Origin of the sequence: Vibrio sp. 10N.247.311.47 (assembly GCF_041467535.1) — a bacterium.
In the GTDB taxonomy this organism is placed as follows: domain Bacteria; phylum Pseudomonadota; class Gammaproteobacteria; order Enterobacterales; family Vibrionaceae; genus Vibrio; species Vibrio crassostreae_C.
Genome location: NZ_JBFSUR010000043.1, coordinates 1 through 18,505, shown reverse-complemented (window position 1 = coordinate 18,505; position 18,505 = coordinate 1). Strand labels below are relative to the sequence as shown.

Annotated in this window: 30 protein-coding genes; 26 read left to right on the top strand and 4 right to left on the bottom strand. The window is 40.5% G+C overall.

All coding sequences use genetic code 11. The features are described from left to right. Positions 1-64 precede the first annotated feature (64 nt). From AB6E51_RS21540 to AB6E51_RS21530, 3 genes are read left to right on the top strand one after another with little or no spacing between them, the layout of a single operon-like run. Entirely contained in the window at positions 65-592 is a 528-nt protein-coding gene (locus AB6E51_RS21540) for a gluconokinase (RefSeq protein WP_154724079.1), read from the top strand. After that, positions 582-2,375, top strand: a complete 1,794-nt coding sequence (gene edd, locus AB6E51_RS21535; RefSeq protein ID WP_154724078.1) for a phosphogluconate dehydratase — start codon at positions 582-584, stop codon at positions 2,373-2,375. The genes AB6E51_RS21540 and edd overlap by 11 nt, the downstream gene beginning before the upstream one ends. A gap of 58 nt (positions 2,376-2,433) precedes the next feature. Next, positions 2,434-3,063 carry a bifunctional 4-hydroxy-2-oxoglutarate aldolase/2-dehydro-3-deoxy-phosphogluconate aldolase gene (locus tag AB6E51_RS21530; protein WP_154724077.1) on the top strand — a complete coding sequence of 210 codons (630 nt, stop codon included), beginning with the start codon at positions 2,434-2,436 and terminating at the stop codon, positions 3,061-3,063. A gap of 109 nt (positions 3,064-3,172) precedes the next feature. Here the strand turns inward: AB6E51_RS21530 and AB6E51_RS21525 are convergent, their stop codons facing one another. Together AB6E51_RS21525 and AB6E51_RS21520 are read right to left on the bottom strand one after the other, a co-directional pair. Then, a complete protein-coding gene (locus AB6E51_RS21525; RefSeq protein WP_372050002.1) occupies positions 3,173-4,720 on the bottom strand; it encodes a transposase in 1,548 nt (515 codons plus the stop codon). Continuing rightward, the gene (locus AB6E51_RS21520) at positions 4,707-5,537 is read right to left on the bottom strand and encodes a TnsA endonuclease N-terminal domain-containing protein (RefSeq protein ID WP_154724071.1); all 831 of its coding nucleotides are present in this window, start codon (positions 5,535-5,537) and stop codon (positions 4,707-4,709) included. Before AB6E51_RS21520 ends, AB6E51_RS21525 begins: the two co-directional genes overlap by 14 nt. 22 nt (positions 5,538-5,559) lie before the next feature. Between AB6E51_RS21520 and AB6E51_RS21515 the strand changes: the two genes are divergently transcribed. Further along, a complete protein-coding gene (locus tag AB6E51_RS21515) occupies positions 5,560-5,718 on the top strand; it encodes a hypothetical protein (protein WP_372050003.1) in 159 nt (52 codons plus the stop codon). A 786-nt stretch (positions 5,719-6,504) separates the two neighbouring features. After that, on the top strand, positions 6,505-7,521 hold the full coding sequence (locus AB6E51_RS21510; protein ID WP_372140166.1) for a hypothetical protein: 1,017 nt from the start codon (positions 6,505-6,507) through the stop codon (positions 7,519-7,521). A 732-nt stretch (positions 7,522-8,253) separates the two neighbouring features. Here the strand turns inward: AB6E51_RS21510 and AB6E51_RS21505 are convergent. Together AB6E51_RS21505 and AB6E51_RS21500 are read right to left on the bottom strand one after the other, a co-directional pair. Next, entirely contained in the window at positions 8,254-8,745 is a 492-nt protein-coding gene (locus AB6E51_RS21505) for a hypothetical protein (RefSeq protein WP_372050004.1), read from the bottom strand. Further along, positions 8,745-8,933: a hypothetical protein gene (locus AB6E51_RS21500; RefSeq protein ID WP_372050005.1), complete on the bottom strand. Its 189-nt coding sequence runs from the start codon at positions 8,931-8,933 to the stop codon at positions 8,745-8,747. Before AB6E51_RS21500 ends, AB6E51_RS21505 begins: the two co-directional genes overlap by 1 nt. A gap of 116 nt (positions 8,934-9,049) precedes the next feature. Here AB6E51_RS21500 and AB6E51_RS21495 point away from each other — a divergent pair, with 116 nt between their 5' ends. From AB6E51_RS21495 to AB6E51_RS21395, 21 genes are all read left to right on the top strand, one after another. Then, entirely contained in the window at positions 9,050-9,286 is a 237-nt protein-coding gene (locus AB6E51_RS21495) for a hypothetical protein (protein WP_372050006.1), read from the top strand. A 137-nt stretch (positions 9,287-9,423) separates the two neighbouring features. Then, positions 9,424-9,714: a hypothetical protein gene (locus tag AB6E51_RS21490; protein WP_372050007.1), complete on the top strand. Its 291-nt coding sequence runs from the start codon at positions 9,424-9,426 to the stop codon at positions 9,712-9,714. Between the two features lie 8 nt (positions 9,715-9,722). Further along, a complete protein-coding gene (locus AB6E51_RS21485) occupies positions 9,723-10,025 on the top strand; it encodes a hypothetical protein (protein ID WP_372050008.1) in 303 nt (100 codons plus the stop codon). Positions 10,026-10,038: 13 nt separating this feature from the next. After that, entirely contained in the window at positions 10,039-10,182 is a 144-nt protein-coding gene (locus tag AB6E51_RS21480) for a hypothetical protein (RefSeq protein WP_372050009.1), read from the top strand. 242 nt (positions 10,183-10,424) lie between these two features. Beyond that, positions 10,425-10,625 (top strand): hypothetical protein, encoded by a 201-nt coding sequence (locus AB6E51_RS21475; RefSeq protein WP_372050010.1) that lies wholly within the window; start codon positions 10,425-10,427, stop codon positions 10,623-10,625. Positions 10,626-10,773: 148 nt separating this feature from the next. Further along, positions 10,774-11,220 carry a DNA repair protein RadC gene (gene radC / locus AB6E51_RS21470; protein ID WP_372050011.1) on the top strand — a complete coding sequence of 149 codons (447 nt, stop codon included), beginning with the start codon at positions 10,774-10,776 and terminating at the stop codon, positions 11,218-11,220. A 42-nt stretch (positions 11,221-11,262) separates the two neighbouring features. Further along, on the top strand, positions 11,263-11,601 hold the full coding sequence (locus tag AB6E51_RS21465; protein ID WP_372050012.1) for a helix-turn-helix domain-containing protein: 339 nt from the start codon (positions 11,263-11,265) through the stop codon (positions 11,599-11,601). 25 nt (positions 11,602-11,626) lie between these two features. Next, entirely contained in the window at positions 11,627-11,806 is a 180-nt protein-coding gene (locus AB6E51_RS21460; protein ID WP_372050013.1) for a hypothetical protein, read from the top strand. A gap of 16 nt (positions 11,807-11,822) precedes the next feature. Further along, on the top strand, positions 11,823-12,008 hold the full coding sequence (locus AB6E51_RS21455) for a hypothetical protein (RefSeq protein WP_372050014.1): 186 nt from the start codon (positions 11,823-11,825) through the stop codon (positions 12,006-12,008). 9 nt (positions 12,009-12,017) lie between these two features. After that, positions 12,018-12,233 (top strand): hypothetical protein, encoded by a 216-nt coding sequence (locus tag AB6E51_RS21450; RefSeq protein WP_372050015.1) that lies wholly within the window; start codon positions 12,018-12,020, stop codon positions 12,231-12,233. 4 nt (positions 12,234-12,237) lie between these two features. Then, complete coding sequence (locus AB6E51_RS21445; RefSeq protein ID WP_372050016.1) at positions 12,238-12,519, top strand: hypothetical protein; 282 nt, start codon at positions 12,238-12,240, stop codon at positions 12,517-12,519. 19 nt (positions 12,520-12,538) lie between these two features. Next, positions 12,539-12,763 carry a hypothetical protein gene (locus tag AB6E51_RS21440; RefSeq protein WP_372140161.1) on the top strand — a complete coding sequence of 75 codons (225 nt, stop codon included), beginning with the start codon at positions 12,539-12,541 and terminating at the stop codon, positions 12,761-12,763. Positions 12,764-12,861: 98 nt separating this feature from the next. After that, positions 12,862-13,104: a hypothetical protein gene (locus tag AB6E51_RS21435; RefSeq protein ID WP_372050018.1), complete on the top strand. Its 243-nt coding sequence runs from the start codon at positions 12,862-12,864 to the stop codon at positions 13,102-13,104. A gap of 361 nt (positions 13,105-13,465) precedes the next feature. Continuing rightward, positions 13,466-13,759 carry a hypothetical protein gene (locus AB6E51_RS21430; RefSeq protein WP_372050019.1) on the top strand — a complete coding sequence of 98 codons (294 nt, stop codon included), beginning with the start codon at positions 13,466-13,468 and terminating at the stop codon, positions 13,757-13,759. Between the two features lie 72 nt (positions 13,760-13,831). Continuing rightward, complete coding sequence (locus AB6E51_RS21425) at positions 13,832-14,029, top strand: hypothetical protein (RefSeq protein WP_102435420.1); 198 nt, start codon at positions 13,832-13,834, stop codon at positions 14,027-14,029. A gap of 182 nt (positions 14,030-14,211) precedes the next feature. Continuing rightward, complete coding sequence (locus AB6E51_RS21420) at positions 14,212-15,009, top strand: ParA family protein (protein ID WP_016787194.1); 798 nt, start codon at positions 14,212-14,214, stop codon at positions 15,007-15,009. Then, complete coding sequence (locus AB6E51_RS21415; protein WP_102383350.1) at positions 15,006-15,980, top strand: ParB/RepB/Spo0J family partition protein; 975 nt, start codon at positions 15,006-15,008, stop codon at positions 15,978-15,980. Before AB6E51_RS21420 ends, AB6E51_RS21415 begins: the two co-directional genes overlap by 4 nt. Continuing rightward, complete coding sequence (locus AB6E51_RS21410; RefSeq protein WP_102383351.1) at positions 15,970-16,374, top strand: hypothetical protein; 405 nt, start codon at positions 15,970-15,972, stop codon at positions 16,372-16,374. The genes AB6E51_RS21415 and AB6E51_RS21410 overlap by 11 nt, the downstream gene beginning before the upstream one ends. Beyond that, entirely contained in the window at positions 16,361-16,825 is a 465-nt protein-coding gene (locus AB6E51_RS21405) for a hypothetical protein (RefSeq protein ID WP_102500015.1), read from the top strand. Before AB6E51_RS21410 ends, AB6E51_RS21405 begins: the two co-directional genes overlap by 14 nt. After that, positions 16,822-17,193 (top strand): hypothetical protein, encoded by a 372-nt coding sequence (locus AB6E51_RS21400; protein ID WP_372050020.1) that lies wholly within the window; start codon positions 16,822-16,824, stop codon positions 17,191-17,193. The genes AB6E51_RS21405 and AB6E51_RS21400 overlap by 4 nt, the downstream gene beginning before the upstream one ends. A 23-nt stretch (positions 17,194-17,216) precedes the next feature. Further along, positions 17,217-17,930 (top strand): hypothetical protein, encoded by a 714-nt coding sequence (locus AB6E51_RS21395; RefSeq protein ID WP_235612464.1) that lies wholly within the window; start codon positions 17,217-17,219, stop codon positions 17,928-17,930. Positions 17,931-18,505 lie beyond the last annotated feature (575 nt).

Here is an 18,505-nt window from a genome sequence, read left to right as displayed (position 1 = left end):
ACGGGTATCATGTTACCAATAACATTGATAGCTTGGTGTGGTATAGCTTAATAAAGGGGGATTTATGAGTGGATTTAGCATAGTAGTTATGGGTGTTTCCTCTTCAGGAAAATCAACCATTGGTGAATATTTAGCCAACCGGTTAAATACTAAGTTTATTGACGGGGATGACCTTCACCCAAAAGAGAACGTTTTAAAGATGGCTTCTGGGCAACCATTAACCGATCACGATCGCGCCCCTTGGCTGAAAAGAGTCAATGATGCAATTTTCAGTGTGGAAATTAAGGAAGAGAAGATGGTTTTAGTCTGCTCTGCTCTGAAAAAGCAATATCGAGATCAAATCCGACACGGGAACACGAATGTAACCTTTATTTTTCTTGATGGTAGCAAAGAGCTTATTAAGAAAAGAATTGCTCTTCGTGAAGGACACTACATGAAGCCAAAGATGGTTGATAGCCAATTTGCAGTTCTAGAGAAGCCAGTGGGTGAGCACGATGTGATTACCGTAAGCATCGATCAGTCCATACCAAAGTTACTCGATACTTGCGTCACCAGTTTAATTAATCGAGGAGTTATCTTGAATGAACAATAAAGTCATAGAAGTAACTAATCGGCTTATTAATAAGAGCAAAGCAACCAGACGGGAATTCTTAAAGTACAGTGAAGAGCAAGCGAAAACAGGAAAGAATCGAACCAACTTATCCTGTGGCAATTTAGCTCACGCTATAGCAGCTTGCTCGCAACAAGATAAAAGCAACTTCATGAACTTTACTCAAGCGAATGTTGCTATTGTCACCTCGTACAATGATATGGTTTCTGCTCATCATCCATATCAAGGTTATCCAACATCCATTAAGAAAGTTTTGTCCACCTCAGGACACACCGCTCAAGTTGCTGGAGGGGTGCCGGCAATGTGTGATGGGATCACTCAAGGTCAAAGCGGTATGGACTTATCGCTTTTCTCTCGAGATCTAATCGCGCAGTCTACTGCGATATCACTTAGCCACAATGTCTACGACGCAACTCTCCTACTTGGAGTATGTGACAAAATTGCCCCAGGGATGCTTATGGGGGCACTATCTTTCGCTCATTTACCCACTGCATTTATTCCATCGGGATTAATGGCTACTGGGATTAGCAATGAAGAAAAAGTAGACGTAAGACAAAAGTTTGCCGCAAATAAAATCGGAAAAGACGAACTACTTGAAATGGAGTGCAAGTCTTACCATTCCGCAGGTACATGTACGTTTTATGGCACCGCTAACACCAATCAACTTGTATTTGAAGCAATGGGACTGATGCTGCCTGGCTCCGCTTTTACCCATCCAAACTCAGAATTGAGAGAAAGACTTACCGATACGGCAACCAGACAAATCGTATCCAGAACACTTGGTTCTCCATCATACCGCCCTCTTTACCAAGTCATTACCGAGAAAAATATAATTAATGGCGTCGTTGCTCTGCTCGCTTCTGGAGGAAGTACAAACCATACCATCCATATGGTGGCCTTAGCTAAATCAGCAGGTATAGAACTCAACTGGGATGATATTGATGAACTATCAGAAGTGATTCCATTACTTGTCAATGTCTATCCCAATGGTCAAATGGATATGAATGCCTTCCAGTCTGCTGGAGGCGTTCCGGCACTGCTTAAGCGATTGAATGAGCAAAGCTTACTTCATCAAGATGTCTTAACGACCTTCGGAAACTTCGAATCTCAACTAACATTTCCCGTCATTGAAAATGACCAATTGCTCTGGAAGTCCTCAGAGGGCAGTTTGAACCCTGACGTCATTGCTGCAAGTGGCGAAGTTTTTAGCCAAACAGGCGGCCTTAAACTGTTATCTGGAAACCTTGGTCGAGGCGTCGTGAAAGTCTCTGCGGTATCAGAAGAACATTATGAGATAGAAGCACCAGCCGTTGTATTTACTTCTCAGCACGACGTAGAGAGAGCCTATAAAAACGGAGAGCTAACAAAAGATTGCGTTGTTGTGGTCACTCACAATGGACCGGCAGCCAACGGTATGCCTGAGCTACATAAGTTGATGCCTATTCTAGGTAACCTGCAAAAAAGTGGATACAAAATAGCTCTATTAACCGACGGGCGATTATCAGGGGCGTCGGGTAAAGTCCCCTCTGTCATTCATATGTCTCCAGAAGCTACTAGAGGTGGAGGTGTCGGATTAATTCGAAATGAAGATATTATAAGAATTAATTGTCATTCAGGTGTTGTTGAGAACCTTGCAGATATGAGTAACCGGCATGCATCAACTGTAGACACAGAAGCAGCCCAAAAAACTTGGGGACGTAAGTTATTTGAATCAGCAAGGAAGAACGTCTCCTCCGCTGAAGATGGAGCAAGCTTTATAGTCTAGCTCTGTCCACAAATTCTCAATATCAATATTAGAACAGCACTATAAGTAAGGATTTATCATGTCTACTACCAACGAGCAGCTAAAAGTGCTTAAAGTTATCCCAGTTATCGCTATCGACATAGCGGAAGACATCATCCCTCTGGGTAAAGTTCTGGCAGAGAACGGTCTTCCAGCAGCAGAAATCACCTTCCGTTCTGATGCTGCTGTAGAAGCTATTCGTCTGCTTCGCGAAGCACAACCAGACATGCTTATTGGTGCGGGTACTGTTCTAAACAAAGAACAAGTAATTGCAGCAAAAGAAGCAGGCGCAACGTTCATCGTATCTCCAGGTTTCAATCCGAACACTGTAAAAGCTTGTCAAGAAATTGGTATCGACATCGTACCGGGCGTAAACAACCCAAGCGCGATTGAAGCAGCACTAGAGATGGGTCTAACAACACTTAAGTTCTTCCCAGCAGAAGCATCTGGAGGCGTTAACATGGTGAAATCTCTACTTGCACCATACGGAGACGTTCACATTATGCCTACTGGCGGTGTTACCCCGAAAAACATCAAAGACTACCTAGCGGTTCCACGCGTTCTTGCATGTGGTGGTACTTGGATGGTAGACAAAAAGCTGATTGAAGCGGGAGAGTGGGAAGAGCTTGCACGCCTTACTCGCGAAGCGGTAGAGTTAGTAAACTCTTAACCGAAGACATCCTGACAAAGCTTCTTGTACATTTCGTCATAGTGTCACCTGTTAACTTATGAGGTGATGATATCACCTCTCTAACTAGGTGGCCAAATTAACTATGCCACTACACCCATAACTTTATGCCCAATTCAGATACAGTGACTTTTTGACGAGGTAACAGCAGTATTTTTGCAATATCCGTATCAATAGCTCGTAAACGCCCAGTACGATTCTGTAGGCCCCACCTCCAAAGCTCAATAGGGATCGATGGAAGGCTTTCTGGCATATCAGGAGCGCGGTCGTACTTATCCAATGGTTTGTTTAAGTTGTGAGCAAGTATTGAATAGAGCAGTATTTCAATAAAGTCTGATTTCGCCACAGCAGCTTCAACTCTATAATCTCTTTCACCATGCTTCTTAACCTTGTTACCAGTTACGACACCTGGCATATAGGGCTTGGACTTAGCCTGCAACGTACCAAATGATCTCTCGACAATGCCTTTAGCATCACCTCTTCGAGGTGGGGCACTTTCAAGGCGAACACCAATAGCATCAACCAAATAATTTGCTTGGTGGCTCATCAATTCACCACGATCAGCCAGCAACACATCGGGAATACCTATGCATGGCCACTGTTCTTCTGAAATATCGATACCATATTTTGCGCAAGTTTCTATTTTGCCGCTAAAGCTGCATATCAGTGCTTTCATTGCAACGGGGAAAGATGGGTTATCGAAACCAATATAAAACCCTGCAACCATACGACTAAAAACATCGATGACCATATAAATCGTCGGCCGACCGATTGCCTTGTCTGCATCGTCATCATCGACCAAGTAAATATCTGCAATGGTGGCATCAATCTCATATCGACTCCCTGGGCCTAAAGCTTGCTCGGTTGCAGTTCCATGTAGTGGCCTAACATCTTTATTGTAATTTCCTCGAGGTGTTTGAACGGTAAGCTTTGTGACCTTGCTATACTCGGTTTTGTTGAAATATCTAAATTGGCGGAGTGTAGGAATTTCATGCTCTTCAACATCTGGGTTCTTTAACTTATATGCTTTGGAAAACTTCCTATGTGCATAAGCAACGGAGTACCCTTTATCATTCATCAAATATTTATCACAAATAATTCGGAACTGTTTTCTGATTTCTTCAGTGACTGGTTTGCCATCACCGAGACCGTAAACCCTAGTTTGACCGGCTTTATTGGTTGTGAAGTTTCTTCTCTTTCCAGCCGCTCCTGAATTTTTATAATCAGGCAAAAGGGAATTTTTCATTTGTCCTCGCTGCCAATAGCGCCTCAATAGTCGATAGATTGTCGGCTTTCCCTTCCCCGACTCGACCATAGCCAGTTTAAGCCTGCTTGCTCGAACTCGCTTGTCGAATGCCCCTTCACCTTCAACAATAGGCTTGATCAATTCATAGTTACGTTGACTTTCCAAATAATTGCTAGACTCTTGATTCCAACTCTCACCTTGGAGGTATGAGTACGGGGCAGGAATTTTTTCTATACGCCCTTCATCGACCCAGTTGCGGCATTCATCAAAATAGACTCTTTCCGGTAAACCTTTATCCTCATCAATAGCAATCCAATAGAAGTAACTTGTCTCGGTAAAAAGCACGCGGTAAGCCTTACCGTCAAACTCTAGAGTTTCATTAACTGGCCACATTACAATGCCCCCCAAACAAAGATTCGCTTCTAAACGCAATTTCTTTCGCTTTCAAACTATGAAATGGTAAACGAATATCGAACGTTATAAGCCTTGCTGCACACATTAAACGAATATCATAAAGCGACCGACCAAGTTCTTGCTGGTATGCCATGTCATACTCTTTACACAGATCAACGACTTTTCTTTCTGCGTGTTGAACAAAATAAGCACTGATATGCTCAAACGTAAGCGATAGCTCATCCGTTATTACTTCATCAAAGTAGCCCTTAACTCCATATAACCACTCAATATTAGATACGACTGTTTTGTCTATCTCTTTATCTGTTACGAGGAACCAGGGGATTTTTTTTAGCTGCCAATAACGGCGTTCTATTTCAAGTTTTTCAATGGTTCTTGGGTCTTTTAAATCTTTGGAGTACTTTGCTTGAATAGCAAACTTTGGCTGAGTTTTAGAAGTGGTGTTAACCAAAAAATCTGAGGACATTACAAGGTTTACCCCTCCTTGAGAAGGGTGCCAAAGCTGACCTTCCTTGGAAATATTGAGAGTATCATCCCTGTTGAGTGGAAACTGCTCACGAATATCTGTTACCGAAGGGTTATGGTCTAGAAGGAGAAAGACTGCGAACTCAAGGTCCGATAGTACATGATGAATCCGACCCGTTAGGTGGGAGTAGACTCTTTGAGATCGGCCTTCCGAAGGGACCTCATTAACATACAGCCACGGCTTATAGTCAGAAAGCCTTCCTGCACCTCGGCCTTCATTTATCCGCTTGATGATTTGCTTTTCAGTTAAAACGTACTTTGATCTTGCCATAACAAAAACCCGGTCAACTTTAGTGTCACAGTTTCAAACTTTAATGTCTGCCGACAACCGTAGCTTACACGGGTTTATGCTGAACCTGCTTGGCGGTCTAATTGCTTACTGTTTAAAACCAGAAAAGCCATCACTCAATATTACCAGTACTGAAAAGTCAGGATTAATGGCGATGGCTTAAACCGATCTCAAGTTAAGTAGACAAGTGTGCATATTAGCATTGGCTAATTTTACATTGTGTACAATATGTTAAATAGGCTAGTTTAGTTCAACTTTTGTAAGCTTCACTTGCAAAATCGAGAAAAGAGATAAAAACCTACCCTCTTCTTTCACTTTATCCGCTAAAAGCATTCTGAAAGTTAATTACATGATTTCGCCAAATGTTAAGGGCTTGTAACTCGTTTTTGTTTCGCCTGGTTTTTTGATCTTAATCCTCAAAATGATCAGTTTTCTCTAGATTAGTGATACTGACGCCGCTTCGCTCTGTCGGCTTCATACTGACTCTACATGCAAGCATATAGCAGCCAGCATGAACCATACGTAAACAAGTGTAGGAGAGGAATAAAGTTTCATACTAAGCAGTCAAGTAACCCTGTTTGTACCGTTTTAAATGATACTCACCCAGAAATAAAGATTCATACTAATTCCTACTACAAAGTCTGAGTCACGCTACAACTGAGTAATAAAGTATCATACTGGTTGTCTTGGGCATCCACAGATTGAGCGGTCCCATTCAAACACGTTTCTGGACAATTTCGTTTCAATGACTTTACTAAATTAGTAGAGTATGGATAACTTCAAGTATAGAAAACTCGAAAAACTTAGCCGCAATAATTAGTGGTTCGGTTTAGCATGCCCCTTTATGATGGACTGTGCTTTAAACGAGGATGGAGATTAAATCGTTATGTTGGTCACTAAAGTAATTAGGCTGTTTGATCGAGTTCAATTCCCACTTCACCATGCCTGGTTGAAGCTTTTATCTGAAGCTATAGATGGCAGTGTGCTCGATAAACCATTACTCGATGAAGCCAACTGTATAACTAGTGCAATGGGTTTAGAGTATGTAGCTGTCTTGAATTCATTGCTTGAAGATAACCCTGATGTGTTTAGTGAGTTCTTGAGCCTTAAGGTTTGTGTGAAAAAACGTAAGGCAGTTGAAGGTGCTGAGTTTTCAACGAATATAGAGTTTATCGAGTCAAAACTCGCTAAATATAACACGACAAAAACTCCTCAAGAGCAAAGAATCGAGCAACAAAAAGCACAGGAACAAAAGCTAAAACAACGGCAAATAGCGTCTGACAAGATGTTTGCAGATCTTAGAGCTAAGTATGATAAGCAATTCATCGACTTCCCCTCACTCAATATTAGTTCGATTCGTAGGCACTCTAAAGCAGCTTATATTCTCACGACTCTCAACAAAGGTATGATCACTGATGCCGACTACTTGTGGCTTAAGCAGAAGGGCTTTGAGAATGATCAGGTGAATAGCATGTATTACCTTCGTCGCGCAGAGAACTCCAAGCGAATATGGAATACGACCAATAAACCGTGGAACTTGGTTAATTCCCTTGCTGATTATCGTAAAGCAGATAAGGCAAAAACAGCCCTAACCTTGGTGAATAAGCACTTTCCATTCAGATTTGCGAATGGGAATAAGAAGTTAAAATCTGCTTTGCTTACTACGGCTGGCGGTGTTAAACGTGATTTAAATATGCTAGAACAAGCTATCGAATTTGGCATACAGGCTCATGAATTGACTCTACAGGACTACCGCCCATGCACTTTGATTGGTGCGTGCAAAATGTTGAGTGGAGATATCTCCCAAGGTCATGAGTGGTATCAAAAAGCGATTAACCGTGGTTTTGAATCTGATTCTTATGAGCAAGAAATACGCTCTATATATATGCGAGCTAAAGCTAATGACAGAGCCAAAATCAGGAAATTGCTCATGAGTGATGGATGGTGCTACAAGTGGCTCAAATAGTAATTAAGACATTTCAAGTTAGATATACTAATAAGGCATGTAATAGCTTCTAGCTCGCTTTGGGGCAGAACTTTCTTAGAGCCATAACATCCGTAATCAAAAAAGGCAGCGTACCGATTGGAGAACGCCGCCTTATAGTATGACACTTTAATACTTAGTATGAATCTCTATTACTTGGTATGAAACTTTATTCTACTCACACAACAAGGACACATTAAACTTTTCGTGAAGGAGTTTGTTGTGTCGATCACTGGTAAACTTTTGCACTGTGGCCAACATCGTCAAATCTGTTTATGTTGGCCAAAAGCATTTATTGCTCGAGCGTAGTCATGGCTATCTATGATCCTAGGGGTATTTCCCAATGTAATTCTACTGTCTAGAGTACTTGTTTCTAAACTGGCCACTGTTAGCGTGTGTGTTTCTTAATGTAAAACAAGTAACTGAAAACATGGCACTAGCCATCATTGCAACGGATATTGTGAGTAGGTTGGTGAGTGCTTATATGGCATTTAGATAGGTGGATGATATTTTTTTTTAATTTCTGATAGGTAAAATCTATTGGTAATTGATACGCTATTGCGTAACAATCTAATGGTCAACACATACTGGAACTCTCTTAGAGGGTGTTGGTGTCGGAAGAAATTCCCCTAGTCAGTGAACAGGATAATTTAATAAAAAGACCAGACCAGATTTTTACTTGTTGAAAGCACCCTAGTGGTGCTTTTTTCATTTTTACTTCCTTTTAAGAACTGACCTTCCTTGTAGTCTTTGAGATAGTATCCAACTTACTCTTTTAGCTTTCCCATTTGGCAACGTCCCTTTTCCCCAATCATCAACCTCATAAGCTGAATTTATTCTAAGCTTTAATTCGTTTGTTGTGCCTTGTGGTTTAGATAAACTAAAAAAGATTGCGTAATCATATGACTCCATATAGTGGTATGACTCACCTTTTCTTGTCATATAAGGTACAGCATAATTTTCTAATAGCTTGGTTCTAATTAGATCGGGAAGTTCTTTACTACGATGATATCTATCTTTACACCAATAGCGACCTTCTTGCCTAAAAAGCAGAGGCCCATTTTCCTTTTCGTCCGTAAAGCAATGGTTAGCATAGCTAACATGAAGTTTTACGGCATTACCGTCAACCTCAATATCATAGGACGCACTCTGTAAATGCGTTAAGTCATAAAAATCGTCCCCAATAGTAAAGCCTTTCCAAGTCATTACTTATCCTTCATCTTTCTTTTTGCGCTGCGGGTAAGAACTTCCCTAGCCCATTCACTGACAGAATCATGATCCTCCGCCGCAAGTTTCCACAGATTTTTATCATCATCTGTACATCGTATTTCTTGTTTTTTATCAAGAGTTAAGACCTGTTTAGGTCGCCCCCTTTTACCGTTTTGTATTTTCATAAATTTAATTTTCTGTCATGACGTTATTTAAGTCAAGTTGTTTGCTTTTTATACATCACTATGTATAGTAATTGTCATGACATTAAATTGATTTCATAACGCAGGTGGAGATAATCATGTTTTTTGAGTTTTTTGATTGGAAAATCAAGTTAGGGATTATTCTCACTGTAGTTCTTGGCCTAAGTGGAGTCGTTAGCTTTATTTACGCATGGACAGCACCAGTATCAACTGATGCTTTGTCGGCAGTGACCAAATATCTAAATTATCGTTGGTTTGCTTTCTTTGTTGTCAGTACGTTCTCTATAGGTGCGGCAACTATCAAGTATCACGATAAAACACTAAAGCGTTGCTAAGGGGAAGTTGACAATATGAGAGCATTCAAAAAAGCAGCCCACGCCGTAAGGGAAACTCGTAATATCATGTAGATCTAGGTCTGGAAAATCTACCCTGTAGATTTGTATTGTCTGTAAAACATACTAAGGAAAAAATAATGGAAAATTTTGAATTTAAAACACCATTCCCAACCACCGAAGAAGGACTTTTAAATCTAGTAAGGTTAGATCGAATTAACATTTTGATATCAGTTCAAAATCGTAACGTAGACGAATTCAAGTGCCTATCAGCACAAGAAAAGAGCGTAGTAAAATCAGTTTCTTTCTCTGAAAACGGCGAAGTTTCAATTGAGTTCCATGATGTGCTAGATGCTTTCGAATCGCTTATAAAGATGGGAGTAGTTATTGACAAAGGTAACAAATACTCGGAACCGAGTGACGAGGGGTAACTGAGGTTATGAAATCAGTATTTGAACCACTTAACGCCCTCCTGTTTGTTTGTATGGCTTTAATTACATTGGTATTTAAGCCAACTGTAACTCAAACAGTATTAAGGCCAGTGATAAACAGCAAACGAAGCCTTTTGGTTAAACTGCGCTTCTTGAGTAAATGGTTTACTAAGCAAGTTCCATATTTTTCACCTTTTGTATTGTCGGTGTTTGGTTTGGTTTACATGCTATCGGGTGGTGTAGAGGCTGCGGTATCAGTCCTGATTATATGTGCTCTACCAGTGTTGTTACCAACTCCAAGCAATAACTAAGGGAAAAGGCGATATGACACAGAAATATAGATCGTACTGCGAGAACTGTAACGAAGAAACTACCCATGAAGTGGTTGGCTTGATGGATGTTGACGGCATCGAGTCAACGGCTATTGAGTGTGAACTGTGTGGGCGCACAGAAGAAATCACAGATTAAGTAACGCAACGGAAAAGTTATCTATGACTAAAACGTTAATAGGTGCAGTTCTGGCAATTGGTCTCGTACTATTGGGATTTAGTAAAATGGGAACTGATTACACGCAAATAGTAGATAATAACGCAAAGTTAGCCAAAGTGTTTGAAGATCTTAACGTGAGCAATCCAAACGGGTTTCAGGTATTGATGATTCAACTCTGTAGCGCTGTTGAGTCGTGTGGTAAGGAGTAGCCAGGAGAAAGCATGGGATTTTTTTTTGCTGCATTAGTATTCGTGATTCTTAGTTTTTTCATTGTAGGGGTGAGGGCATTTAAAGCTCAAGATAGATTGCAAGCATGTATTGATAATGGAAAGGTTCAGTTTGATGATTATCAAATTGAATTATCCAAAGGAATTGCGACCGATGAAAGAGATAAGATTGAAAATGAAATCAGTATTTACTAAAAGCGCAGCGCACTTTTACAATGTTAGGTCTGCGCTTATATCCTAAAAAATCAACATAGAGGAAAATAACTAGACACCGCCACCCTGGGGCGGTATAGTTGTTGTGAAAGGTCGGGAGTGATTCCATGACCTACTACGGAGAAACGCAATGTTTACACCAGAAGAACAACAAGTTATTGCTCACGCAGCCGCAATTTTCGCATCAAAAATCAAAACGTGTAATACCTTTACCAGTCCTGATTTAGTTAAAGGTTTTTGTCAAAATCGACTTGCTACCAGTGAGCGTGAAATTTTCATGATGTTAATACTCGATCAACAGCATCGTTTGATTGAAGCTGTTGAGCTTTTTCAGGGTACTGTTGATGCTGCGTCTGTATACCCGAGAGAGGTTGTAAAATCTGCCCTCAAGTACAATGGGGCTGCTGTCATTCTTGCTCATAACCATCCGTCAGGCGTTGTACTACCTTCTAGTTCAGATCGTCGAATCACAGACAAAATTAAAGATGCGCTGGCGGTGGTTGATATTCGTACTTTAGATCACATTGTGGTTGGTACTGAGGGAAGTTACGCTTTTTCTGAGCATGGCTTAATGTAACGATAACAGCGCGACACGATGTGTCGCGCTAAGGTTTTTATTATGAGTGAAGATAAGACTTTATACGGAAAGTTTGAACAGTCGATGACGCTAGTCGATTTAATCGAATCTAAATGCGCCTTACCCTTGAGTAGCCCTGATTATGTATCGCCTACACCTGAACAGATAAAATGGTTGCGAACATATCTTGGGTTGTCTCAGGCAAAACTTGGCTATTTTCTTGGTAAAACAGTAACCCCAAAAGGATGTTCAATTGTTCGAAAGTGGGAGACTGCGAGTGACAAAAAAGAACACCGTGAGATTGATGCTAACGCATGGCGAAGAATGCTATACGCTGCGGGTTTAGCAAATCCATCTGATGATGTTAAGCAAGTTCTTTAAGTGCAAGTTAGACAAGGGGAAATACGTGGATAAAAATAAAGCTATAAGCGTTTTAAAAAGTTCTTTAACCACCGTTAATGAGCATGAGCTTAAATGTTTGAGTCCGTATGTTGAAGTTGAAAAAGGTAATTTAACAGTGACTCTAGATGGAGAGTTTAGTGTCGAAGAATTGCAAGCGATTGCTGCTTGGATGTGTTCTGAATAAATTGCAAGGAATAGACATGTCTGATGTTAAAGCGAACTACCTAACTAACCTTCGCGATTTTTATGGGTTTAGGTATCAAAAACAAACAGCTTATACACTTGGGTTTGCAGTTATTGGAATTTTTCTATTTGGTTTCGGCTTTGCTCTAGCTCAAGTTGTACTTTTTGCCATCGGCTTTACTTTAAATAAACTATATCCATAGGGAAAATTGATGGCTCAACCATTCATAAAAATTGATGAGCAATCATGGTATTGCCATTTTAAAACGGAAGCGCCACATGCGGCATTATCTAAGCTTTATTGGGGTTTTGGTTGTCAATTGCTGCGCTTGCTCCAACGTTCGAAAAGTATTGAAATAGTGAATGCTTTTCACCCTGATGGCGTCGATAAAGTTATAGAACTAAATCAACTAAGAAAACAGAGGTAAAATCGTGTCTCGACCACTACTAGACCAAGCTGTTTACAAGTTCATTGATGCCAAGCTATCTAAAGATGGTCGTATTACGTCTGTCGACGTTTCTAAAGCGTTTGGTCTTGGCCGTCAAAAGGTTAGCGGTGTTTTTACTCAATACCGAACTGACCACCCTAAGAACATGTATCATGACGTACACCAAAAATGTTATGTGCGCGGAAATGATTTTAGGGCCGACTTACTCACTACCCACTCACCAGAGGAATACCTCAAAGCAGTAGGCGTAATTTTTGGTGAGTAAGGCAAAATATAGAGGAACGATGATGGATAAGTTTAGACTCAATGATGATATGGAGTGGGTTTGCTGTAATTGTGGCTCATTGGATATAACTGATCATTCACCAGGGCCGGCAACCACCGAAATTTATCAAGAAGTACCAGACGGTTACGGTGATCTGATTGAAAAGTTAGTGCCTGTAATTACAGAGTCGTACATCAGTTTAGAGTGCAACAAATGTCACGCTAAAGAATTTGAAGCTGTATAGGGGGATTAGATATTAAGCCGCAGAAAATAGCAAACCTGAATCAACGACTAGATCAATGGAATGAAAAAAGGCTAATTTGGCTACGACAAGAAATTCCTATGATATTAATCATTGGTATCATTGTGTGTAGTGGATTCATGTATCTAGGTTCATTTACGGTATCAAGTCTAGAGTCATCGTGGCTCTTGTGGGGTGCTATCTTTGGTATTGGTTTAGCTATCACCCCTTTGAAAATGTCATACCCAGAAAAGCCCTCCCAATCTGATGTTGATGCTGACGTAGCATTGAGGAAGGCATTCAATATGGATTCGTCTGTGAACGATTCAAAAAATCGAGATTAAGGGGGAAGTGATGGATAGGAAGAAAGTTATTGTAAGAACTTTGACCGTGATTTGGTTTGGTTTAATGAGCCTCTGTATATATAAATTTGCAACGATACCCGAACTAAAAAATGCAAAGCTAATTACTGAGCAAGTGGAGCACTACTATCCATATACTGAGTTAGTTCTCACGTTGATGCTTGTTACCCTTTTTGCAGTAATTGGGGTTAGGTCGTCTCATAAACCAAACTGACGTACATGAAAAATGCTATGTACGAGGTGATGACTTTGAAGCGGTACTACTTATTAACGTATCACCAGAAGAATACCTAACGCTGTCAGTGTTGTTTTCTGTGAACAGCAAAACTAAGAGGAAAAATCGATGTTTAATCAGACGGTTACAGTTGAAACTACAGAGTTGGCCGAAGCCATAAGTTTGTTAGCAGCTAACAATTTAAAACCTGAAAATGTAAGAGCGATAAAAGACAGCGAAGGCAATGTTCATTGTGTGCAGTTGGGGTTATTTGCTTATACACAAAAGTGCAATGCTATGGGTATAACGAATACACAAGTACAAGACCATACCAGAATCAATCTAATTAGTGGTAAATACCTGGTGGTCGCCTTAAAACCAAGTGAGGTTGCTAATGCATTGGGTTTTCAATTAGCTGATTGATTTTTCTAATGATGATTTAGACTTATTAAATAAAATTAGTGTATTACCAGTAATCGATTTGTGGAGAAATCTATGCCTGTATTAAAATTTTTGGCTTTAGTTGGGATTGTTACGTTAGTTTGGTTTGGTCTTGTCGACCTTTTTCATAACTATGGAGCAATGGTAGGGATACCGAGCCTGATTTTCGTTGTGTTGGTTGGTAGGTATCTCTCAAGAATTACCCTGGCCAAACTAAAAGAGAAAAAAGTTAAACAAGAACGAGAATGTTGATTTAGTAAGATATACCAGAAAGCAAGCAGTTATCCGCTAGTTATCCCCTGAAATTGTGTATAAATTATAACCGTTCACTTTTGCATGCAAAATCCTGTTTTTTCTTATTGACTTTTTATATTATTACCCGTAGTATGAACCTTGTAATCAGGCGTTAACGCCAGTCTCAAAGGAGTAATACAATGGGTAAAATCGTCGCAATCGGTAATGAAAAAGGTGGAGTCGGTAAAACGACTTCTGTTGTAAATTTAGCTTACTACTTTTCTCATGTGCGCAATAAAAAAGTGTTGGTAGTAGATATGGACCCGCAATGTAATTTGACGGATAAGTATTTTGACCAAGATGATGAGAGTAAAGCGAAACCTGCCTCTATCACTCGAAAAGTCGGTGAGGCGAATGTCATTTCATTCTTCGATGAAGAGTTCTATGGTAAGCCTGTCGAACTCAATTCTAATCTTCATATCTTTGGTGCTACTTTCAATATCAGCAGTCTTAACAACTGTACAAATGATGAAATTGGCTTCTTTGCTGACAACATCAATAAATTGTCTGAACAATACGACTACGTATTTATCGATACCGCCCCTTCTGTTGGAAACCTGCAATACTCGGCCCTTATCGCGTGTGATGGTTTATTAATTCCTACCACAGCAGAAGAAGACAGTTTTCAAGGTGTATCGAAAATTCTTAAGTCTGTAGCGCGTATCAAAAACACTTATGGTTTGGATGTGTCTGTATTAGGTATGTACCTAAACATGGTGAAAAAAGTCCCAACTCAATTGCAAGATTACTTCGCTACTAAGTTATCTGAGGATTATGGCGACCTGGTATTCAAGACTCAGGTGATCCATACAACTAGAGTTTCAGAAGCCTCAGCGTTCAAGCAAAGCATTATTGAGTATGACGCGAAAAAAGCTGAATACATCAACATCGATGCTTTGATGCAAGAGTTTGAATTGAAAGCGGAGGCGTTGTCATGAGTGGTAAGAAAGACTTTAAATCTTTAATGAGCAATAAGTCTAAATCGTTGCTCGATGAAGAAATCAACGAGGTAAAACCTGGTGAGAGCGTTGTTCTGATCCCTAAAGAGGACATCTATTCATCCGAACAGGTACGTAAATTCTTTGATGAAGAGTACATTGCCGAACTGTCTAAAAACATGGACGATATCGGTCAGATTCAACCCATCGTTGTGACTCACAAAGATATTCGTGGCTACAAAATACAAGTGGGTGAGTGTCGTTGGAGAGCGGCCAACCTGAGTGACAAAATCACTCACGTAGAATGTTTGGTGCGTGACGCGGGAACCGTGTTAGCGCAACTATCAGAAAACCTTCATAGAAACGACCTTACTCCTTTTGAAACGGGCCGCGCTTTAGAGCTGCTAATGGAAGAGCAAGGGATTGTTGAGAACAAAGATCTAGCCAATGTTGTGAGCTTGTCTGAATCTCGTATTAGCGCTTTTCGAAAGGCGGCTCAATGCCCTCCTTATATTGAGCTTGCTTATCACAATGGCATTATCCGTGATGTTGATACCGTCAACTCTCTACGTATTGCAGGAGAACTCAGTGAGGTAGAAACAAAGAAACTTCTTGAATCCCCTGTTTCACGTAAAGAAGCTAAAGAGCTCGTAAAAAGCCTAAAGGCTTCTAAGAAAGAGGCTAAATCAAAACCAGTTGATGGAGAACAAGCCTGCCCTGAACATCAAGAAGTTACGAATGAGGCGTCTTTAAATGAAGTCACTCAAACGAAAGTATCAGGTGCTACCCCTACCCCGCAAAATAATGGAATAAGAATATCGTTTGAGGGGGAGCAAGGCTTCATTGATCTCAATGGTCAAGCCGAAAGTGGCCAAATCGTTATTGTACTTGATGCTAGTCCTGGGAAGTTGACCGTACCAGCCAGAGATATCTCAGTGATTGGGTATCACTCGATAGAGCATGGCCACTAATAAAAAGAAGCTGGCTCGAGTCGTGAATACACATCGAGCCAACCTAATTAAGTTGTACTCATTAAACTTTGAAGGCAGCGCTACTCAAGCCATTGAACAAATAACGACTAGAGCGGTTGAACGGGCCTATGTTGATCATAGGCCGCCACCCCCAGGTGAAGTAATGAAAGCTTGGGTTATTGAAAGTCGTGCTCCTCAATGGGCTTGTAGGGCCACTTTTGATTTGTTGATTGAACTTGATTGGTTGCCAAATACTGATATTGAAAAAGCTATTGCAGCTCGCTTTCTCCTCTTGAATGACTACCCAATCAGTGAAAGTTGGAAAGCGTTATTAGGCGAGTGGTTAGAACTTGCCAAGCAAGCACAAAAAGAGAACTCAGATGAATACGAATAACTACAATGAAACTCTTAAAGATGAATACCGTACATTGGTTGTAGCGTTTTTTAACACCGTTGAAGAGCAACGTGAAGACCGCGAACTTAGCGCTCGTATGCTGTTTGAAATGGCTAAATCCAAATCGCTCACTGATAAAGAATCAATGAGCGCGGATTGGTTGCGCAATCGTGTTTACCAACCTCAAAAATATAAGCACCTACCCCAATGGATCGCTAAATCTGCATACTATTGTCTTATGGCTAGAAACTGGACTCCTACGAAAAACAGTGAATGGTTTGTAATGTTGGCCTTTTACGTTCGAGAGTTTGGTGGTGATACACCAAGTTATGAGGCTCTGAGTCAAAACCTCCCTGCTAACCTAGAAGGTGAATTAGGTTTTCAGTGGCTTAAGGTTTGCGTCAATGCAGTGAATGACATCAAAAAACAAAAACAAGAGAATCCGTCATGAGTTTTTCATATGAACAAAGAATTAAGCACTTACATGAGCTCTCTCAATTGCCTAGACAATCGCTTTGCTTTCAGCTTTTAACGATCATGAATCTTTGTCATCACAACTTGGATAATGGCAAGGTCGAACGATTGAAATCAGATGATGAAACCTTTTTCTATGAGGCTAATTCACTGAAAGAGCAGCTACTCGATGTGCCGAGTCTTAGTAATTCTCATAAGGTGCTCTATCTCCTACTCGATGCGGGTTTTATTGAGCGACGAGTGTTAGATAAAGATGGCCAAATCGTTATTGGTGATAGCTACCAAAGAAACACGGCCAAAATCTATTGGCGTATATCCGACAAAGGGTTAAGTGTTTTCGGTTAATTAAAAACTCAAGGAATTAAGTCATGAACGAAGAACTATTCAAGTATTGGGATTCGGATAAGGCCAAGAAAAAGCAAACTGCTATCACGCGTTTAAGTAATGGTTTAGCCAAGGAGCTTTTAGGAGACCGAAATACTAAGTCGCTGTTTAGTGATGAAGAAATTGAAGCTATCGAAAAAGCTAGAGAAGCCTTGGATAGTGTCAAACATAAGTTCACTCACCTTAAAGAGAAACGACTTAGAGATGAGCAACAAAGAAAACGAGCTAAAGACGCTAGACAGGCTTTAGCTAAGAAGCTTTCTATTGCATACATTAAAGGCTCAGGCTCGTATCCGCTCACGACTTTTTCTAGAAATCACTTCTACCTATTATGTATGTTGAATGACCTACGAACTGGTTACACGCTTAGTTTCAACGATTTAGATGTTGAGGATTCCAGTGGTGTGGTAACTCCTGATGAAGAGCATTTTCGACGAATGAGAGATTACAATGTTGATACTCTTAAACGAGAGCTAGAAGAACGTGTGATTACTTGGGTTCTCGGTGCCTGGACGTATTCTGGAGAGTTAATAAATGAACCTGAAGCGAGACTAGCTGATCTGACTTCAAAGCTCGATGCGGCTTTTGTAGGTACAGTCGATGAAAGATACAAGGGGCAAATAGAGCGTCTTGAAAAATATAATCGGGCCATTGATGCAAAAGTTAAACGATCTGAATTTAAGATTGTTCAAGATTGATTTGATCGGTATCCCTTCCTTACTTCTTTTAACGTTCTTTTCTATCAAACTCAAAGGGCGTTAAATCGACACTCGATTTTGCATGCAAAATTGCTCATGATTAATTTAGAAAATATGAGAATATTTCTGTTAGGCCTAACTCAAAGCTCATTGGACGCGTGGAGAGTGACTTTCAATTTCGCATTGTGACTTTTGCATGCAAAATTGGACAAGCACGTGTGCTCTACCAAATAATGTTCGTTATGGCATAGGTTAATTATAACAGTTGATTAAGGTCGATGAGTTAGCCTCCACCTAGAACAATTGAGCCTTGCTTTGGGGTTACCCTTCGGGCAAGGCTTTTTGCTTGTATCTTTCATCTATGGCCTAAGAGTGACATCACCCTGGTGAGTCACTGCGTGCCGCCCCAGAATGTGCCTCTCTACAGCCCTAGTTAAAAGGATATCGCTGCAATCCTGAACGCCTCCGCTACTACGTAGCTGCGCTTCGTCGTGCCTCCTAATTGCCTTTCACTGACTTTAATTAAGGTCGAGTAAGGGCTTGTTTTCTTATGTGCCGATTTTCCTTTCGACTCG

Excerpts from the sequence above, each read along its gene's own strand:
- AB6E51_RS21400 (WP_372050020.1), top strand. The coding sequence starts at position 16,822 with ATGAGTTTTTCATATGAACAAAGAATTAAGCACTTACATGAGCTCTCT.
- AB6E51_RS21475 (WP_372050010.1), top strand. The coding sequence starts at position 10,425 with ATGGGATTTTTTTTTGCTGCATTAGTATTCGTGATTCTTAGTTTTTTC.
- radC (WP_372050011.1), top strand. The coding sequence starts at position 10,774 with ATGTTTACACCAGAAGAACAACAAGTTATTGCTCACGCAGCCGCAATT.
- AB6E51_RS21425 (WP_102435420.1), top strand. The coding sequence starts at position 13,832 with ATGCCTGTATTAAAATTTTTGGCTTTAGTTGGGATTGTTACGTTAGTT.
- AB6E51_RS21465 (WP_372050012.1), top strand. The coding sequence starts at position 11,263 with ATGAGTGAAGATAAGACTTTATACGGAAAGTTTGAACAGTCGATGACG.
- AB6E51_RS21525 (WP_372050002.1), bottom strand. The coding sequence starts at position 4,720 with ATGTGGCCAGTTAATGAAACTCTAGAGTTTGACGGTAAGGCTTACCGC.
- AB6E51_RS21410 (WP_102383351.1), top strand. The coding sequence starts at position 15,970 with ATGGCCACTAATAAAAAGAAGCTGGCTCGAGTCGTGAATACACATCGA.
- AB6E51_RS21395 (WP_235612464.1), top strand. The coding sequence starts at position 17,217 with ATGAACGAAGAACTATTCAAGTATTGGGATTCGGATAAGGCCAAGAAA.
- edd (WP_154724078.1), top strand. The coding sequence starts at position 582 with ATGAACAATAAAGTCATAGAAGTAACTAATCGGCTTATTAATAAGAGC.
- AB6E51_RS21440 (WP_372140161.1), top strand. The coding sequence starts at position 12,539 with ATGATGGATAAGTTTAGACTCAATGATGATATGGAGTGGGTTTGCTGT.
- AB6E51_RS21530 (WP_154724077.1), top strand. The coding sequence starts at position 2,434 with ATGTCTACTACCAACGAGCAGCTAAAAGTGCTTAAAGTTATCCCAGTT.
- AB6E51_RS21480 (WP_372050009.1), top strand. The coding sequence starts at position 10,039 with ATGACACAGAAATATAGATCGTACTGCGAGAACTGTAACGAAGAAACT.
- AB6E51_RS21485 (WP_372050008.1), top strand. The coding sequence starts at position 9,723 with ATGAAATCAGTATTTGAACCACTTAACGCCCTCCTGTTTGTTTGTATG.
- AB6E51_RS21405 (WP_102500015.1), top strand. The coding sequence starts at position 16,361 with ATGAATACGAATAACTACAATGAAACTCTTAAAGATGAATACCGTACA.
- AB6E51_RS21415 (WP_102383350.1), top strand. The coding sequence starts at position 15,006 with ATGAGTGGTAAGAAAGACTTTAAATCTTTAATGAGCAATAAGTCTAAA.
- AB6E51_RS21490 (WP_372050007.1), top strand. The coding sequence starts at position 9,424 with ATGGAAAATTTTGAATTTAAAACACCATTCCCAACCACCGAAGAAGGA.
- AB6E51_RS21505 (WP_372050004.1), bottom strand. The coding sequence starts at position 8,745 with ATGACTTGGAAAGGCTTTACTATTGGGGACGATTTTTATGACTTAACG.
- AB6E51_RS21540 (WP_154724079.1), top strand. The coding sequence starts at position 65 with ATGAGTGGATTTAGCATAGTAGTTATGGGTGTTTCCTCTTCAGGAAAA.
- AB6E51_RS21430 (WP_372050019.1), top strand. The coding sequence starts at position 13,466 with ATGTTTAATCAGACGGTTACAGTTGAAACTACAGAGTTGGCCGAAGCC.
- AB6E51_RS21435 (WP_372050018.1), top strand. The coding sequence starts at position 12,862 with ATGATATTAATCATTGGTATCATTGTGTGTAGTGGATTCATGTATCTA.
- AB6E51_RS21450 (WP_372050015.1), top strand. The coding sequence starts at position 12,018 with ATGGCTCAACCATTCATAAAAATTGATGAGCAATCATGGTATTGCCAT.
- AB6E51_RS21495 (WP_372050006.1), top strand. The coding sequence starts at position 9,050 with ATGTTTTTTGAGTTTTTTGATTGGAAAATCAAGTTAGGGATTATTCTC.
- AB6E51_RS21520 (WP_154724071.1), bottom strand. The coding sequence starts at position 5,537 with ATGGCAAGATCAAAGTACGTTTTAACTGAAAAGCAAATCATCAAGCGG.
- AB6E51_RS21420 (WP_016787194.1), top strand. The coding sequence starts at position 14,212 with ATGGGTAAAATCGTCGCAATCGGTAATGAAAAAGGTGGAGTCGGTAAA.
- AB6E51_RS21500 (WP_372050005.1), bottom strand. The coding sequence starts at position 8,933 with ATGAAAATACAAAACGGTAAAAGGGGGCGACCTAAACAGGTCTTAACT.
- AB6E51_RS21455 (WP_372050014.1), top strand. The coding sequence starts at position 11,823 with ATGTCTGATGTTAAAGCGAACTACCTAACTAACCTTCGCGATTTTTAT.